Here is a 16,884-nt window from a genome sequence, read left to right as displayed (position 1 = left end):
GGCGTCATCTGTGATCGGAACTCTGCGCCTGCACAACCGGCCGCTGCGGCGGCTTGCAGTCCGTGGCGGGCGCCTCGGGACCGAAGCGCACGGCCTCCTCCTCCCACACCTGGTCCATGGCCTCGGCGGTATCATCGCGGGGCTCGGCGATCGCGCAGCGCCGCGCGATTTCCAGCTCCACTTTGCCCTCAGCGATTTCAACCAGGGCCTCGAACAGCACGGCATAAGGGCTGCGGCGCTCGGCCGCGCGCGCGGCGAGCAGCTTCAGAATGTGCGAGGTGTGCTGCAGCCAGTCGCGCGCTTCGGCCAGCGGACGCTGCGACAGATACTCCAGCACCAGCGGCAGATAATCCGGCAGCTCCCGTGCGGCCAGCTCGAAGCCGCTGCTGCGGTAGGTTGCGATCAGATCCACCATGGCCTGGCCGCGGTCGCGCGATTCGCCATGAACGTGTTCGAACAGCAGCAGGCTCATGTGGCGGCCGCGGTCAAACAGACCCAGCCAGCGCTCCTGGGCCGCCATCGGATCGAGTTCCAGAAGCTCGCGCACGAATTCCGACAACTGGAGGCTGCGCGCCGGCGCCAGCACTTCGTCGCCCGCAGCTTCGAGCAGCTCCTCGCGGTGTTCCCAGAGCGCCTCCGCCGGATAATCGAGCAGCACGCCGATCAGCTTCAGAACTTTCATGCTTTCTTCCCCTCGACCGTCTGACGGTTCGGCGGAACCTGATACGTGGTGCTGGGGCGGCCGCCGAACAGGGCCTCAGCCGGAGACGACGGCGAACAGCCGTTGCCGAAAGTGAAGCCGCAGCCGCCGCGCTCGCCGAAAGCGTCGTTGGCGTACTCGCGGTGCGCGCTTGGAATGACGAAGCGGTCCTCGTAATTGGCGATCGCGAGATAGCGGTACATCTCCTGCGCCTGCGCCACGGTCAGGCCGGCCTGCGTCAGCACCGCGGTGTCCTCGACACCATCGACGTTCATCGCCCGACGCCAGGCGCGCATCGCCAGCAGGCGCTCCAGCGCGCGGATGACCGGGGCCTCGTCGCCAGCGGTGAGCAGGTTGGCGAGATAGCGCACCGGAATGCGCAACGATCTGACGTCAGGGATCTCGCCGTTCGTGCCCAGCGTGCCGGCGTCGGCGGCCGCCTGGATCGGCGACAGCGGCGGCACGTACCAGACCATCGGCAAGGTGCGGTACTCGGGATGCAGCGGCAGCGCCAGTTTCCAGTCGATGGCCAGCTTGTACACCGGCGACGCCTTGGCGGCCTCCAGCCAGCTGTCCGGGATGCCCTCGGCGCGGGCGGCGGCGATCACCGCGGGATCGGTCGGGTCCAGGAAGAGATCCAGGTGCGCCTGGTACAGGTCTTTTTCCGACGGCACCGCGGCCGCAGACTCGATGCGGTCGGCGTCGTACAGCATCACGCCGAGGTAGCGGATGCGGCCCACGCAGGTTTCCGAACACACTGTCGGCTCGCCCATCTCAATGCGCGGGTAGCAGAAGATGCACTTCTCGGACTTGCCGCTCTTCCAGTTGTAATAGATCTTCTTGTACGGGCAGGCCGAGACGCACATGCGCCAGCCGCGGCACTTGTCCTGGTCGATCAGGACGATGCCGTCTTCCTCGCGCTTGTAGATCGCGCCGCTCGGGCAGGCCGCCACGCAGGCCGGGTTCAGGCAGTGTTCGCACAGGCGCGGCAGGTACATCATGAAAGTCTTCTCGAACGCGCCGTAGATTTCCTTCTGCACGCTGTCGAAGTTCTGATCCCTGCTGCGCTTGGCGAACTCGGTGCCGAGAATCTCCTCCCAGTTCGGGCCCCAGTGGATCTTCTGCATGCGCTCGCCGGAGATCAGCGAGCGCGGGCGCGCGGTCGGCTGGTGCTGGCCTTCCGGCGCCTGGTGCAGATGCTGGTAGTCGAAGTCGAACGGCTCGTAGTAGTCGTCGATCTGCGGCAGGTCGGGATTGGCGAAGATCCTGGACAGGATGCGCCAGCGGCCGCCGGCCTTGAGCTGCAGCCGGCCGCGGCCGTTGCGCACCCAGCCGCCGTTCCATTTCCGCTGGTTCTCCCATTCCTTGGGATAACCGATGCCGGGTTTGGTCTCGACGTTGTTGAACCAGGCGTACTCGACGCCTTCGCGCGAGGTCCACACGTTCTTGCAGGTGATCGAACAAGTGTGGCAGCCGATGCACTTGTCCAGGTTGAGCACCATCGCGATCTGGGCACGGACTTTCATCACACCACCTCCCTTGCGCTGGCCGGAATGGGCTCGCCGTCATGCCATTCGATCCGGTCCATCTTGCGCACAACCACCATCTCGTCGCGATTGGTACCGACGGTGCCGTAATAGTTGAAGCCGTAAGCGAGCTGTGCGTAACCGCCGATCATGTGCGTCGGCTTGACCACAACGCGGGTGACCGAATTGTGAATGCCGCCGCGGGTGCCGGTGATCTCCGAACCGGGTGTATTGATGATGCGTTCCTGTGCGTGATACATCATCGCGATGCCGTTCATCACGCGCTGCGACACCACTGCACGGGCGGCGATGGCGCCGTTGACATTGAACAGCTCGATCCAGTCGTTGTCCTCGATGCCGGCGCTTTTCGCGTCGTCCTCGCTCAGCCACACGATCGGCCCGCCGCGCGACAACGTCTGCATGATCAGGTTGTCGGAATACGTGCTGTGGATGCCCCACTTCTGGTGCGGCGTGATCCAGTTCAACACGATCTCCTTATGGCCGTTGGGCCTCCGGCCCAGCATCGGCGCGATGGTCTTCGTGCTGACCGGCGGACGGTAGCCCATCAGACCCTCGCCGAAGGCCAGCATCCACTCGTGATCGAGGTAGAGCTGCTGGCGACCGGTGAGCGTGCGCCACGGGATCAGCTCGTGCACGTTGGTGTACCCGGCGTTGTAGCTGACATGTTCATCCTCCAGACCCGACCAGATCGGCGAGGAGATGATCTTGCGCGGCTGTGCTTGCACATCGCGGAAGCGGATCGCTTCGTGCTCCTTGCCTTCCGCCAGGTGGGTGTGGTGGCGCCCGGTGAACGTCTCCAGCGACGCCCAGGCCTTGACCGCGACATGACCGTTGGTCTCCGGGGCCAGATGCAGGATCACCTCGCAGGCATCGATCGCCGTCTCGATCCGCGGGCGACCCTGGCTGACGCCGGCTTCGGTCACGCTGTGATTGAGCTGGCCGAGGAATTTCACTTCATCCTGGGTGTCCCAGCTCATGCCCTTGCCGCCGTTGCCGAGCTTGTCGAGCAGCGGGCCCAGCGAGGTGAATTTTCGGGACAGGTTCGGGTAGTCGCGCTCGACCACGACCATCGACGGCATGGTCCGGCCGGGAACCGGCTCGCACTCGCCCCGTTTCCAGTCGGTGACTCCGAATGGCATCGACAGTTCGTTCGGCGTGTCGTGCAGCGTCGGCACCAGCACCAAGTCTTTTTCAACGCCGAGCACACCCGGCGCTATTTCGCTCACGGCGTGCGCAATCCCCTTGAAGATGTCCCAGTCGCTGCGCGCCTCCCAGGCGGGGTCCACCGCCTTGGACAGCGGGTGGATGAAGGGATGCATGTCCGAGGTATTGAGATCGTTCTTCTCGTACCAGGTGGCAGTCGGCAGCACGACGTCCGAGTACAGCGCCGTGGTGCACATGCGAAAGTCGAGCGTGACCAGCAGATCGAGCTTGCCTTCCGGGGCATCGTCATGCCATTTGACGTCCTGCGGCTTGGCGGCGCCGCGCTCACCCAGGTCCTTGCCCTGCAGGCCATGGCGCGTGCCGAGCAAGTGCTTGAGCATGTACTCGTGGCCCTTGCCCGAGGAGCCGAGCAGGTTGGAACGCCAGATAAACAGGTTGCGCGGAAAATTTTCCGGCGCCTCGGGATCGGCGTAGGCGAAATCGAGCGCGCCGGACTTGAACTGCGCCACCGCGTGCTGTACGGGATCGAGACCCCGGGCCTCGGCTTCGCGTACCACCTTCATCGGATTGCAGTTGAGCTGCGGCGCCGAAGGCAGCCAGCCCATGCGCACCGCGCGCAGGTTGTAGTCCACCAGCGAGCCGCCGTATTTCTTCGGATCGGCCAGCGGAGAGAGAATTTCGCTGACGTCGAGCTTTTCGTAGCGGTACTGGCTGGAGTTGAAATAGAAGAACGAGGTGCCGTTCATCTGCCGCGGCGGCCGGCTCCAGTCCAGGCCAAAGGCCAGCGGAGCCCAACCGGACTGCGGACGCAGCTTTTCCTGACCGACGTAGTGCGCCCAGCCGCCGCCGGTCTGGCCGACGCAGCCGCACATGACCAGCATGTTGATCAGGCCGCGGTAGTTCATGTCACTGTGATACCAGTGGTTCATCGCGGCACCGACGATGATCATGCTGCGGCCACGGGTCTTGTCTGCGGTGCGCGCGAACTCGCGGGCGATCCGGATCACCTCCGCCCGCGGCACGCCGGTGATCTGCTCCTGCCACGCCGGCGTGCCGGGGACGTTGTCATCGAAGCTCTTGGCCACGTGATCGCCGCCGAAGCCGCGGTCGAGACCGTATTGCGCCATCAGCAGGTCGTAGACACTGGCGACCAGGATCTCGCTGCCACCGGCGCACATGATCTTGCGCATGGGCAAGTTGCGCTTCAGCACATCCTGCTGCTTGTTGCTGTTCCAGTACGCATTCTCGACGCCACCGAAATACGGAAAGCTGACTTCGACGATGTCGTCGCAGGCTTCCGCCAGGCTCAGGCACAGGTGGGTCTCGCGGCCGCGGCTGTCGCGCTGCTCGATGTTCCAGCGCCCTTTCTCGCCCCAGCGGAACCCGACCGAGCCTTGCGGCACAACCAGCTCGCCGCTGAGCTCGTCGAAGGCGAGTGTTTTCCATTCCGGGTTGTTGGTCTCTCCCAGCGCGCCGTCGAGGTCGCTCGCCCGCAGGAAGCGGCCGGCGACGTAGCTGCCGTCCGCGTGCCGGTCCAGTCTCACCAGCAGCGGCATGTCGGAGTACTGACGGCAGTAGTCCTGGAAATACTGCGAAGGCTGGTCGAGATGGAACTCGCGCAGGATCACATGGCCGAATGCGAACGCCAGCGCGGCGTCGGTCCCCTGCTTCGGATGCAGCCAGTGGTCGGTGAGCTTGGCGACCTCGGAGTAATCCGGCGTAATGGCAACGGTCTTGGTGCCGTTGTAACGCGCCTCGGTGAAGAAGTGCGCGTCCGGAGTGCGGGTCTGCGGGACGTTCGAGCCCCAGGCGATGATGTAGCGACTGTTGTACCAGTCGGCCGACTCCGGCACGTCGGTCTGCTCGCCCCAGACCTGCGGGCTGGAGGGCGGCAGGTCGCAGTACCAGTCATAGAACGACAGGCAGGCGCCGCCGAGCAGCGACAGATAGCGTGCGCCGGCGGCGTAGCTGACCATGGACATGGCCGGAATCGGCGAGAAGCCGATGACCCGGTCCGGGCCGTACTGCTTGGTGGTGTACAGGTTGGAAGCGGCGATCACCTCATTGGCCTCGTCCCAGGTGACGCGCACGAAGCCGCCCATGCCGCGCCTGGACTTGTAGCTGGCGGCCTTTACCGGGTCTTCGACGATGCTGGCCCAGGCGTCCACCGGCGATTGGGTCTTGCGCGCCTCCCGCCAGAGTTTGAGCAGCGCGCTGCGCATCAGCGGGTACTTCAGCCGGTTGGCGCTGTACAGATACCACGAGTAGCTGGCGCCGCGCGGGCAGCCACGCGGCTCGTGATTCGGCAGGTCCGGACGGGTGCGCGGGTAGTCGGTCTGCTGGGTTTCCCAGGTCACCAGGCCGTTCTTGACGTAGACCTTCCAGCTGCAGGATCCGGTGCAGTTCACGCCGTGGGTGGAGCGCACGATCTTGTCGTACTGCCAGCGCTGGCGATAGCCATCCTCCCAGCTGCGGTCCTCGTCGCGCGTCGCCCCATGGCCATTGGAAAACGGCGCCGGAGCCGGCTTCAGGAAGTTCAGTCGATCAAGGAAGTTACTCATACGCGCCTGCTCCAGGAGAACGAATCGATCCGCACGGTCCGCGCGCGCTTAGCACGGACACTCCGCGCCCTTGCGGAAGTACCACCACCACGTGACCAGCACGCAGATCGCGTAGAAGACGACGAAGCCGTACAGGGCTGCCTGAGGACCGCCGGTCAGCGCGATCGAGGAGCCGTAGCTCTTGGGAATGAAAAACCCGCCATAGGCGCCGATGGCCGAGGAGAAGCCGATCACCGCGGCCGACTCGATGCCGGCCCGGCGCATCGCTACAGCTTTTTCCTCGACGCTGGCGTTCGCACCGAGCGTGCGTTCCTGCAGCGTGCGGAAGATCACCGGGATCATGCGGAACGTCGAGGCGTTGCCGATGCCGGTCAGGACGAACAACAGCATGAACATCGCCAGAAAGCCGTAGAAATTGCCGCCACTCCCCGCTTCCGGCAGGAAGTGGACGACGCCGAACACCGCCGCAATCATCAGCGCGAATACCCAGAAGGTCAGCAGCGCACCCCCCAGCCTGTCCGCGAGTGCGCCGCCGGCCGAACGTGCCAGCGCCCCCACCAGCGGCCCGAGGAAGGCGAACTTCAGCACGTCCACCGCCGGGAACAGGGTCTTGGTCAGCATCGGAAACCCCGCCGAGAAGCCGATGAAGCTGCCGAAGGTGCCGACGTACAGCCAGCACATCAGCCAGTTGTGCTTGCGCTGAAAAATCACCGCCTGCTCGGCGAAGCTGGACCTGGCGTCGGCGAGGTCGTTCATGCCGAACCAGGCGGCGGCCGCGCTCACCAGCAGGAACGGAAGCCAGACGAACCCCGCGTTCTGCAGGTACAGCGTCTGACCGCCGGCGGCGGTCTGAGGACCGCCTGCGATCGCGCCGAACAGACTCAGCGAGATCACCAACGGAATAACGAACTGGGTCGCCGACACGCCGAGGTTGCCAAGCCCGGCGTTCATGCCCAGCGCGTAGCCTTGCCGCGCCTTGGGGAAGAAGAACGAGATGTTGGACATGGACGACGCGAAATTGCCGCCGCCCAGGCCACACAGGATGGCAATCGCCACGAAATGCCAGAACGGCGTGCCCGGGTCCTGCACGGCCAGGCCCAGCCAGATTGCAGGGATCATCAACGAGGCCGTGGAGATGGCGGTCCAGCGCCGGCCGCCGAAGACCGGCACCATGAACGCGTAGAAGATGCGCAGCGTCGCGCCCGATAGCCCCGGCAGCGCTGTCAGCCAGAACAACTGGTCGGTACTGAATCCAAAGCCGATCTTGGGCAGGCTCACCGTCACTGCCGAGAACATCATCCATACCGCGAAGGCCAGCAGCAGCGCCGGGATGGAGATGGCGAGGTTGCGGTTCGCTACGCGTTGGCCGCCACCCGCCCAGAAGGCCGGATCCTCCGGACGCCAGCCGTGAAGAGCGTCGTCGCGACGCCCGGCAAGGAGTTCATGGGTCGCTGTCATATCGGTCATATCGGCTCTATGTCCAGTCCGGGAAAGCGTGGGGATGACCAGCACAGGCGCGGTCATCCGCTGCCCTCGCTGCCCTGCAGGCTAGGCGGCGCGGGCGCGCTGCGCGTTGACCTGTATCAAGGACGACCGTTCTGCAATGGCCCATATCGGATTTCCTAAAATCTGTACTCGATCCACGCCCACGACTTGGTCGTGTCGACGGAAACGGATCTGGCGTTGTAGTCGGCGTACTTGGCGCCGACGGACAGTGTCTCGAGGAAGGCCCAGGTGAGCTGGACGTCGATCTCGTCGCCGTAGTCGCGGCCGCCCTCGTCGGCTGCGAATTGGTGCCCCCGCAGCAGCCAGCCGAGCTTCTCGAACAGCGTGCCGCTGATCTGCGCGTAGCTGTCTTTGATGCCGTCGCGTGGGGTCATCAGGAACTGGTCTGCCCAGCCCTGGAAGGCGTGCAGCGTGGCGAGCGGGGTCTGGAAGCTGTCGGTGCCGTCGCCGCCCAGCACTTCGTAGCCGAGCTTCAGTCCGATGGCCGGAATGCCGTAGCCGAGCTCGGCAAGCAGGTAGGACGACTCGCCGATGGCCGAGTCGCTGTAATCGGACTGGCGGGCGACGTCCGCGGCGTAGACCAGCTTGCCGGCCCCCAACGCGATGCTTCCAGTCGCACGCAAGCCGAAGGTCCGGCTGTCCTCGCGCTGCGGCGGATTGAGCGATCCCGGCGCGTTGGGCACCGACGTGGCATTGGCCGACCAGTCGAGCAGATAGCCGTACGCGGTCAGCGACAGCCACTGCGCCGGCGCGTAGATAACGTTCAGCAGATGGCCGTGCAGGCGCAGGTCGGCAAACGTGACGGTGTTGATGTCGGTGACGAAGGCATAGTCGATCGTGGTCTTCGGGATCCAGTTGCCGGTGAGCCGCGCGGCGTCGAAAGTCTGCTCGTTCTGGCGCCAGCCGACGTTGCCGACGAAGCGGGCGTTGTCGAGCACGATGCGCTGGCGGCCGTATTTGACGACGGTACCGGGGAGGCCGGCATAGCGGACGAAGGCCTGGTTCAGCTCGTTGCCCTTGGGATCGGCAACCGTCGCGAACCCGGTGCGGCCATTCAGCGTGCTGTTGTAGCGCTCCGCACCGATGGCTTCGACGCCCTCGAACTCGATGCCCGCGTCCAACCCGTTCCAGCGGTCGGTGGTGTAGCCCAGGCGCGTGCGGACCGTGCCGGCGGCGGCGCCTTCCAGCGCGTTGTCCTGGTCAACGCTTTCATAGCGCAGCCGTAGATCGAGATTGGGTTTGCCGTCCGCCAGCGCACTGCGCAGCGCCGGCAAATCGTCGCCCGCCAGCGCGGCACCGGCGTTGGCAACCGCCAGCGTACCCAGTCCCAGAATCGTTGTTTGCAGGCGGTTCATGTCAGCTTTTCTGCGCTGTTGTCTCTAGGGTTCTTGAACCCGGCATTGGTGCCGAGGCCGTACCAACAGTTCAGCACCAAGCCGAGCAGCTGGTGCGAGCGGGCGCAGGTTGCGGCCGGTGGTGGGGTTTGGATTTGACTCAGATCAAACGCCGAAGACGGGCGAGTCGGCGACTACCTCAGAAGGGGTACTCCCGGCGCGCAACGCAGACCACTGTTTTTCCTTGACTTGAATCAAGGTTGCTGCGCCCGCAGCAGCTACGATGACGGCGTCGAACTCATTGGAGGTAGCTTCGCAAGACCGGCGCGGCACCGTATGACGAACCCGGACACGCTGCCGACGCTACCCGCGAGGAGCCTGCTGCTGCGGCTCGCTCTGGCGATGGGCACGATTACGGCGCTCGCCTTTGCCAGCATGGCGAGTTCGGTGTTCTTCGCCGAAGCGATGCGGGGGGCCGCTGGCGCCATCAATCAGGCGGGCACGCTGCGCATGCAGTCCTATCTCATCGCTGCACGCCTGGCATCGGGTGAAACCAGCGCGACCGTCCGCCAGCAGCTTGCGGCCGACTACGATGCCCGGCTGGCGAGCCCGCGGCTGACCTCGGTGTTGCTGACCGGTCCCGACGACGAGGCGCGTGCGAGCTACATCGCCGTCGCGGGAGAGTGGACCCACCGCATCCGGCCCATGCTGCTGGCGACGACAGCCGATGCGGAACGGGCGCAGCGCTTTCTGGTCAGCGTGGCGCCCTACGTTGTCAAAGTGGATGATTTCGTCAGCCTGCTGGAGCGTCGCACCGAATCCAAGGTGCGCTGGCTGTACTTGATCCACATGGTCTCGCTGTTCCTGACGCTGGCAGTCGTCGTACTCACGATGTACATGATGCATGTGCGCGTGCTGTTGCCGCTGCGCGACTTGCTGGCATGTGCACGCCATGCGCGGCGCGGCGACTTCAGTCAGCGCACGCCCTACGAATCCGAGGACGAATTCGGGCAACTCGGCCGCGCCTTCAACACGATGGCCGAGGACTTGTCGAAGATCTACGCGGACCTGGAAGAACGTGTGCGCATCAAAACAACCGACCTGGAGCGCAGCAACCGCTCACTGGAGCTTCTGTACAGCGTCGCCGTCCGGCTGAACCAGAACCCTCTGCCACAAGACGCTCTGCGCGCGCTGCTGCCCGATCTGGAAACCGCACTCGGCGTAGGCCCGACCGCGATCTGCCTGAACACGGCCGACGGCTGCGACTCGTTCTATCTGGCCGGCACGCATATCGCAGACGCGGGCGACGCCAGTGCCTATGCTGCCCCGCACTGTCACGACTGCGCGCCCACCGCCGCGTCGACCGTCGCCGAGCACCTGCCGCAGCACTGTCCGCGCCACAGCGGCCACACATTTCCCGTCCGCGACCACGAACAATCCTACGGCGTGCTTGTGGTCGGCACCCTGTCGCGCGAACTGCAAGCCTGGCAGTCGCGCCTCCTGGAGGCGGCGGCCGCACAGATCGGCACAGCCATCACCAACAGCCGACGCGCAGAGCAGAGCCGTCGTCTGGCACTGTTCGAGGAACGTGCCGTGATCGCGCGCGAGCTGCACGACTCTCTGGCGCAGTCGCTGTCCTACCTCAAGATCCAGACCAGCCGACTGGATGCGGTGCTGCAGAAGAACGGTCCGGGCAGTGACGCGCAGCGCGTGATCAAGGAGCTGCGCGAAGGCGTCGGCAGCGCCTACCGCCAGCTGCGCGAACTGCTCAGCACCTTCCGTCTGCGCATGGACGGCCGAGGCCTTGCGCCGGCTCTGGAAGCCACGGTGCACGAGTTCCAGAACCGCAGCGGCATTCCGATTGCCTTCAACTACCGCATGGAGCGCTGTCAGCTTTCACCAAACAAGGAGATTCACGTTCTTCAAGTCGTGCGCGAGGCCCTCTCCAACGTCGTGCGTCACGCTCAGGCCACACAGGCTTCAGTGACGGTGAGCTACGACTCGGCTGCCCCCCGTGTCACAGTGACGGTCGACGACAACGGTACCGGCATTCCGCCGCACGCAATGCGCGCGCAGCACTACGGCCTCGCGATCATGGACGAGCGGGCGCACAGCCTCGGCGGCACATTGCATGCGTTCACGCGTGCGCAGGGTGGCACACGGGTGCAGCTGGTGTTCTCACCCCCCAACGCCGATGGCGCGACGCGCGCGCACACCGAGGTCGCCGCCCATGCCTGAATCCGACGTAGCCGTGAACCTGGTCGTGATCGATGACCACCCGCTGTTCCGCCGCGGCGTCGCCGATCTGATCCAGATGTCCGACCGGCTGCACCTGTCCGGCTGTGCGTCGTCGGGTGCCGAAGGCGTTGCACTGGTGCGTACGCAGAAGCCGGCGCTGGTTCTGCTGGACCTGAACATGAAAGGCATGAGCGGCATTGACACGCTCAAGGCGATCAAGGCGCTGGACGTGGACAGCCGCGTCGTGATGCTGACGGTGTCGGATCACGAGGACGACGTGACTGCCGCACTGCGCGCCGGCGCGGACGGCTACCTGCTCAAGGATATGGAACCGGAAGACATTCTGACCCACCTGGAGCAAGCCGCAGCGGGGCGCCTCACGATCAGCCCCCGCCTGACCGAGCTGCTGGCGCGCGCGCTCCGCGGACTGCCACCGCTAACCGATGCACTGACGGCGCGCGAACGCGACATCCTGCGACTGCTGGCGACCGGCAGGAGCAACAAACTGATTGCCAGCCAGCTCGACATCGCCGAGGCGACCGTCAAGGTCCACGTCAAGAGCCTGCTGAAGAAGCTGCGCATGCGCTCGCGCGTCGAGGCCGCCGTGTGGGCCGTCGAGAACATCGAGCGCGACTCACCCTCCGGGAAACTCAAGACGCCATGACGCCCTCCTCCGCCCAGGCGCTCGCGCTGCTGCGCGACGGCTCGCATTTCCAGTGGTACGTCATCCCGCTGCTGCTGATCGTGCTGTATCTGTATGCCGATCAGATCGCCCAACGGCGCTGGTCCGTTGTGCTCGGCGCCCTCGCGTTCTGGCTGATGGACTGGATCAATGAAATCTGGAACGGCCTGCTGTTCCACTTCACCCAGTTCGCTCCAGCCTGGGGCACGCCGGGCAGCTCGGCCTACGTGATCCTGATCGGGCTCAACATCGAGATCAGTCTGATGTTTGCGGTGATGGGTCTGTATGCCGTGCGTCTGCTGCCGCCCGACCGTGGACTGAGGGTCCTCGGTATCAACAATCGCTGGCTCATCGCCGTGGTCAATTCGGTCGCGTGCGTGCTGGTCGAGGTCTGGCTCAACCGCGCCGGTGCGCTGACCTGGGACTGGAGATACTGGAACGCCGGCTTCCCGTGGCTGATCTTCCTGATCGGCTACCTGCCGTTCTACGTCGTCGCCTACCGGGTACACGATATGGCCAGCACACGGCGGCAACTGATCGTTGTTGGATCGCTGGCCGGCGTCGTCGTAAGCGCGCTGGCGGTCTTCGGCGGCGCACTGGGTTGGATCTGACGCCCGGCTTACCGTCGCTGCGGTATGGCGGATACTACCTGCTCGTTCAGCGCCACCGCTATGTTTCACTCGGGATCATAGCGCGCGTGGACGAACGCGACGCACCGCTTTCTGTTGCGCGCAAGGATCGGGCTCGTAATCGGGTCATTGCCGGCCATCCCCTCGAAGTGCCGGCGCCTCAATTCCGACCACGTGGCGCGATCATGCGCACACCAGCTGCGAAAGGTGTCGGGTGACGCGCTGTACGGCACCCACTGTCAAGCCCAGACTGGGAATGTGCGGTGATGTCCTCGCCGAGCGCGGGCCGCAGGGCCGATCCGATCTATCCGGTGCCTAGCAGCAGAGCGCGTCCCTGCCCAGGTCGCGTGCTCGCCGCACGCCGAGCAGCGCCAGCGTCACTGCCAGCTCGCGCTGCAGGATCGCAAGGACCTCGGACACGCCCACGCCGCCGCGCGCGGCAAGCCCCGCGAGCCAGGCGCGGCCAACCAGGCAGGCGCGCGCGCCACAGGCCAGTGCCTTGGCGATGTCGTCGCCGCTGCCGATGCCGCCGTCGACCAGCAGCTCGAGCCGGCCGCAGACGCCATCGGCGATGCGCGGCAGCACCGAGATGGTCGACGGCGCGCTATCGAGCTGGCGGCCGCCGTGATTCGATACCACAATGGCGTCGGCACCCGCATCCGCCGCGCGCACTGCGTCGTCGGGATCCATGATGCCTTTGACCACCAGCGCACCTGGCCAGCGTGCGCGGATCCAGGCAATGTCGCGCCAGGTCACGGACGCGTCGAACTGCGCGTCGACCCACTGCTTGAACTGGTCGATGTTGCGCGCACCGGGCACCGCAGCCGCGAGGTTGCCGAAAGTCAGCGGGCGACCGCGCAGGCCGACATCCCAGAGCCATCCGGCATGACCCAGCATGTCCAGCGCGAACTGCACACGGCTGCGCGCCGTCGTCTGCCCGGCGAGACCATTGCGCACATCCCGATAGCGATCGGCGAGCACCGGCAGGTCCACGGTCAGCACCAGCGTGCGGCACCCGGCCACGCGGGCCCGCTCCATCAGCGCAGCCACGTAGCCGCGGTCGCGCATCATGTACAGCTGGAACCAGAACGGCGCATCGACGGCGGCGCGCACCTCCTCGATCGAGCACACCGAGACGGTGCTCAGGCAGAACGGCACGCCCGCCACCCGCGCGGCGCGCGCCGCCTGTACTTCGCCGCGCCGCGCGTAGAGCCCGGCCAGTCCGCAGGGCGCCAGCACCACCGGCAGCGCAAGCGACTCGCCTAGAACCTGCGTCGAAAGGTCGAGCCGCGACACATCGCAGAGCACGCGCTGGCGTAGCTTCAGCGCATCAAGATCCGCCCGATTCGCCGCCAGGGCGCGCTCCGCATAGGACCCGCCGTTGAGATAGTCGAACAGGGATCGCGGCAGTCGCTCCTGCGCCTGTCCGCGATAGTCGGCCACCGAAGCCAGCACCGCCATATCCGCACCCTCGTTGTCGATCTTTGGCGGAACTTGCCAGAGCGATTGTCCGGGCATTTTGATTCAGATCAGACTCGCGTCGCGGAGCGGTGCAGGCGAATGATCGGACGCGTCCCCCTTGACTCAAATCAAGAACACGCTGCGGCCATCGATCTATGTTTCTCCCTCGTATGCCATGCATTCCGGACGGAGCGCTTCCCGATGAATCTTCAGCCCGGACTTCCATGCGGAACCCAATCGGAAGTCACGCCGCGATCCAGCCTTTCGCATCGGCTCGATCGGCACCATCTAAAGCCAGCCCTATCTGACGGCTTTCTCGCCCTCGATTCGACGCACGGCGATCTCGACGATCTGTTCGCCACGCATCAGGAGCAGATCATCGCGCAGGACTTCAGGCTCGCCGCACGGCTGCTCAATCACTATCGCGAGCGCCTGTTCCTGCACATGCGCCAAGAGGAGGCGCATCTGCTGCCCTTGTATTCGCATCGCCGCGGACGGCGCGAACGCTCGGGAACTCCAGCGGCGGAGATCTATTACGCCGAGCACCGCAAGCTGCGCGAGCTGATCGATCGCGTCTCCCACGACTTCACGTTCCTGCTGCGGCCGCAGCCTTCGCGCCTGCAGATCGTTGCGATGATCGAACGCGAATCACAATTCAAGCGCGTTCTGGAGCACCACGGCGAACGCGAGCGCAGCGAGTTGTACGTTGAGCTCAACCGGCTGACAGCCGCCGCCGAGCGCGACGCACTGGTCGCGCTATGCCTGAGTGAGTGGCGCGACGGCGGTGCCTGACGTCCAACTCAGGCACTCGTTCTCCCCCAACTCGTAGGACAACCTGCCGAACACCTCACTCAGCTAGTTGCAGTGGAGATGAGCACATCCTCCGCGTCGGGCCTGGAGATCACATGGGCCTTGGCCACTTCGAACTGGTCAGCAGCACCCCGCTGATACTTATGCTGCCGACGATCTTGTATCGCCGAATCGCAGAAAACACCTGCGATAACCCGCCACTGCATCCCTGCAGCGGCGCGACCTCCGGCCATTCAGGTCTCGAATCGATCTGCCACGATCAGGGCATGGACACGAAAGCGCCATCGGTGCACATCTCGTGCACGAACATCGCATCACCGACGTCTGCCGCAAGCACGTCCGCGGACAGGGAGATCGTTGCACGATCGTACGGCTGAGTGACGCGGCGTCCGATGACGGCGTACGTCGGGCCGGTGAGACCCGTGCCGAGCAGGTCCAGCGCCGTCGCATCGAGCACAACTGGCGCTTCCTGCGGAGTTGCGCTGTCACCGAGGTACGTCGCGACGGTCACGCTGGTCAGCAGGCCCAGGTCCAGGAGCCCCGGCGGGAACGAGACCGCGAATACCGCATAACGGCCTGCAGGGATAGATGCCGGTTCCGGAATCAGCACGCTCTGGTCAAGTGAATCAATCGCCGTGCCCAGGAGACTTGCCGTCAGGGTGAACGTCGACGCTGTACGCAGCGTTCCGTCGATGGCAAGTTCCTTGTCGCCAACGCTGTTGAGCAGGTCCGTTGCGCTGTTGCCTCCGAGCGAGTTCAGCAGTCCCGTCAAGGTGTCGCCGGCCAAGCCGTTGGCGCCCACTTCCGTCGTGGCCCCGGCCGTCGACTGCGCGCTACGCGTGCAGACGAATCCGAAGTTGGTGCCATCGCCAGCAATCGGAGTGTCCTCTTCCAGGATGATGCCGTCGACGACCGGGTAGTTCGGATTCGTCGGGTCGTTGGGGAATCCGGTATCGGTGTTGGTGCCGTCGCCGGTGGGCGTGCCATCGTCGCCGATGCCGTCATCGGGATCGATGGGACCGCTTCCGTCGTTACCAGGCCCTCCGCTCCCGGGACTTCCGGATGAGCCGTCGAAGTCCGCCTGGCAACCGACGAGCCCTGCCGAGAGCAGCGAAACAAGAAGCGTGATGGGAAGGAGACGCTGTGTTTTCATGGTCAGTCCTGATGAATGTCCAATTGGCTTAGTTGAGGATGCGTAGTTCAACGCGACGGTTGCGCTCGCGACCTTCTTCGGTGTCATTGGTATCGCGCGGCTCCGACTCGCCGTAGCCCTTGACGCTCATCTGCCCGTCCGGGACACCGTGGTCGACGAAGTACTGCTTCACCGCCTGCGCGCGTCCTTCGGCGAGCGCCTGGTTGTATTCGTCGGTGCCGATGTTGTCGGTGTGGCCGGCGATCTCGACCTGCATGTCCGGATACTTCTTCAGGATGTCCGTCGCCCAGTCGAGAATCGTCTGCGCATCCGGACGCAAGCGGATCTTGTCGAACTCGAAGGTCACGCCCTTGAGTTCGATGATCTTGTCGAGCGTGCAGCCATTGCCGGCGACGCGATCTCCGGTTGGCGTGTTCGGACACTGATCCTTGTCGTCGACGACCCCATCGCCATCGGCGTCGAGAAGTCCGGTGGAGACCTCGACGGTGCGTACGACTTCTTGCGGCGCTGCAGCTTCGGCTTCGTGTGCTTCAAACAACGGAATCTCGATGCCGAGATTGATGCGCGGCTCCCAGTAGCCTTCCTGGAAGTCGTCGTAGACGTAGCGCGCTTCGCCGCGCAGGCGGATCTGACCGGCTTCGGTGACCGCGCCGGAGACCACGCCGATGCCGACATTGCCGGTCCAGGACCAGTCGTCCTCGGAGTCCGGCAGGGTATCGTTGTAGGCGGCGGCGAGGCCGCCGAGCAGGTACAGCGCGCCTTCAAAGCGGTTGCCGAACGTGTAGGTCAGGTCGGCGCCGAAGCCGTTGCGGTACAGATCGATGCCGGCGGTCTTGTCGGTCTCGTAGTTATCGAGCGCGAAACCGAGTTCGTAGCCCCAGCGACTGTCCTCGAACGCCGTGCCGTACAGCACCTGGACGCCAGTGGCGTAGTCGAGGTTGTCGTTGCCGCGCATCTCATCGGCGAAGGTGTAGCCGCCGAGGATGCCGACGTAGCTCGAAGAGGTCAGCTGGGTCTCGTGTGCGTTGGCCGGGACCACGAACAGCCCCGCCAGCGTGACGGCGCAACAGGCACAAAGGTGCTTCATGAATGCCCCCGA

General features: G+C 65.1%; 12 protein-coding genes. 4 read left to right on the top strand and 8 right to left on the bottom strand.

Annotated features, from left to right (window positions below):
- Positions 1 to 4 precede the first annotated feature (4 nt).
- From narJ to E4T66_RS19995, 5 genes are all read right to left on the bottom strand, one after another.
- On the bottom strand, positions 5 to 682 hold the full coding sequence (gene narJ, locus E4T66_RS20015) for a nitrate reductase molybdenum cofactor assembly chaperone (RefSeq protein WP_136851651.1): 678 nt from the start codon (positions 680 to 682) through the stop codon (positions 5 to 7).
- A complete protein-coding gene (narH, locus tag E4T66_RS20010) occupies positions 679 to 2,226 on the bottom strand; it encodes a nitrate reductase subunit beta (RefSeq protein ID WP_136851649.1) in 1,548 nt (515 codons plus the stop codon). The genes narJ and narH overlap by 4 nt, the downstream gene beginning before the upstream one ends.
- Positions 2,226 to 5,972 (bottom strand): nitrate reductase subunit alpha, encoded by a 3,747-nt coding sequence (locus E4T66_RS20005; protein WP_136851647.1) that lies wholly within the window; start codon positions 5,970 to 5,972, stop codon positions 2,226 to 2,228. Before E4T66_RS20005 ends, narH begins: the two co-directional genes overlap by 1 nt.
- A 48-nt stretch (positions 5,973 to 6,020) precedes the next feature.
- Complete coding sequence (locus tag E4T66_RS20000; protein WP_136851719.1) at positions 6,021 to 7,430, bottom strand: NarK family nitrate/nitrite MFS transporter; 1,410 nt, start codon at positions 7,428 to 7,430, stop codon at positions 6,021 to 6,023.
- A gap of 164 nt (positions 7,431 to 7,594) precedes the next feature.
- Complete coding sequence (locus tag E4T66_RS19995; RefSeq protein ID WP_136851645.1) at positions 7,595 to 8,833, bottom strand: alginate export family protein; 1,239 nt, start codon at positions 8,831 to 8,833, stop codon at positions 7,595 to 7,597.
- 315 nt (positions 8,834 to 9,148) lie between these two features.
- Here E4T66_RS19995 and E4T66_RS19990 point away from each other — a divergent pair, with 315 nt between their 5' ends.
- From E4T66_RS19990 to E4T66_RS19980, 3 genes are read left to right on the top strand one after another with little or no spacing between them, the layout of a single operon-like run.
- The gene (locus tag E4T66_RS19990) at positions 9,149 to 11,050 is read left to right on the top strand and encodes an ATP-binding protein (protein ID WP_136851643.1); all 1,902 of its coding nucleotides are present in this window, start codon (positions 9,149 to 9,151) and stop codon (positions 11,048 to 11,050) included.
- Complete coding sequence (narL, locus tag E4T66_RS19985; RefSeq protein ID WP_136851641.1) at positions 11,043 to 11,714, top strand: two-component system response regulator NarL; 672 nt, start codon at positions 11,043 to 11,045, stop codon at positions 11,712 to 11,714. The genes E4T66_RS19990 and narL overlap by 8 nt, the downstream gene beginning before the upstream one ends.
- Complete coding sequence (locus E4T66_RS19980) at positions 11,711 to 12,343, top strand: hypothetical protein (RefSeq protein ID WP_136851639.1); 633 nt, start codon at positions 11,711 to 11,713, stop codon at positions 12,341 to 12,343. Before narL ends, E4T66_RS19980 begins: the two co-directional genes overlap by 4 nt.
- Positions 12,344 to 12,676: 333 nt before the next feature.
- On the opposite strand, the gene E4T66_RS19975 is transcribed toward E4T66_RS19980, so the two are convergent.
- Positions 12,677 to 13,822: an L-lactate dehydrogenase gene (locus E4T66_RS19975; protein WP_136851717.1), complete on the bottom strand. Its 1,146-nt coding sequence runs from the start codon at positions 13,820 to 13,822 to the stop codon at positions 12,677 to 12,679.
- 201 nt (positions 13,823 to 14,023) lie between these two features.
- Here E4T66_RS19975 and E4T66_RS19970 point away from each other — a divergent pair, with 201 nt between their 5' ends.
- Complete coding sequence (locus E4T66_RS19970) at positions 14,024 to 14,614, top strand: hypothetical protein (RefSeq protein ID WP_136851637.1); 591 nt, start codon at positions 14,024 to 14,026, stop codon at positions 14,612 to 14,614.
- A gap of 277 nt (positions 14,615 to 14,891) precedes the next feature.
- Here the strand turns inward: E4T66_RS19970 and E4T66_RS19965 are convergent, their stop codons facing one another.
- Complete coding sequence (locus tag E4T66_RS19965; RefSeq protein WP_136851635.1) at positions 14,892 to 15,872, bottom strand: hypothetical protein; 981 nt, start codon at positions 15,870 to 15,872, stop codon at positions 14,892 to 14,894.
- The gene (locus E4T66_RS19960) at positions 15,814 to 16,872 is read right to left on the bottom strand and encodes an OmpA family protein (protein WP_136851633.1); all 1,059 of its coding nucleotides are present in this window, start codon (positions 16,870 to 16,872) and stop codon (positions 15,814 to 15,816) included. The genes E4T66_RS19965 and E4T66_RS19960 overlap by 59 nt, the downstream gene beginning before the upstream one ends.
- Positions 16,873 to 16,884: the final 12 nt, after the last annotated feature.

This window comes from Sinimarinibacterium arenosum, assembly GCF_005047655.1.
Classification (GTDB): Bacteria; Pseudomonadota; Gammaproteobacteria; order Nevskiales; family Nevskiaceae; genus Solimonas.
The sequence above is the reverse complement of the archived record's forward strand: the minus strand, read 5'-3'. Positions and strand labels throughout refer to the sequence as shown.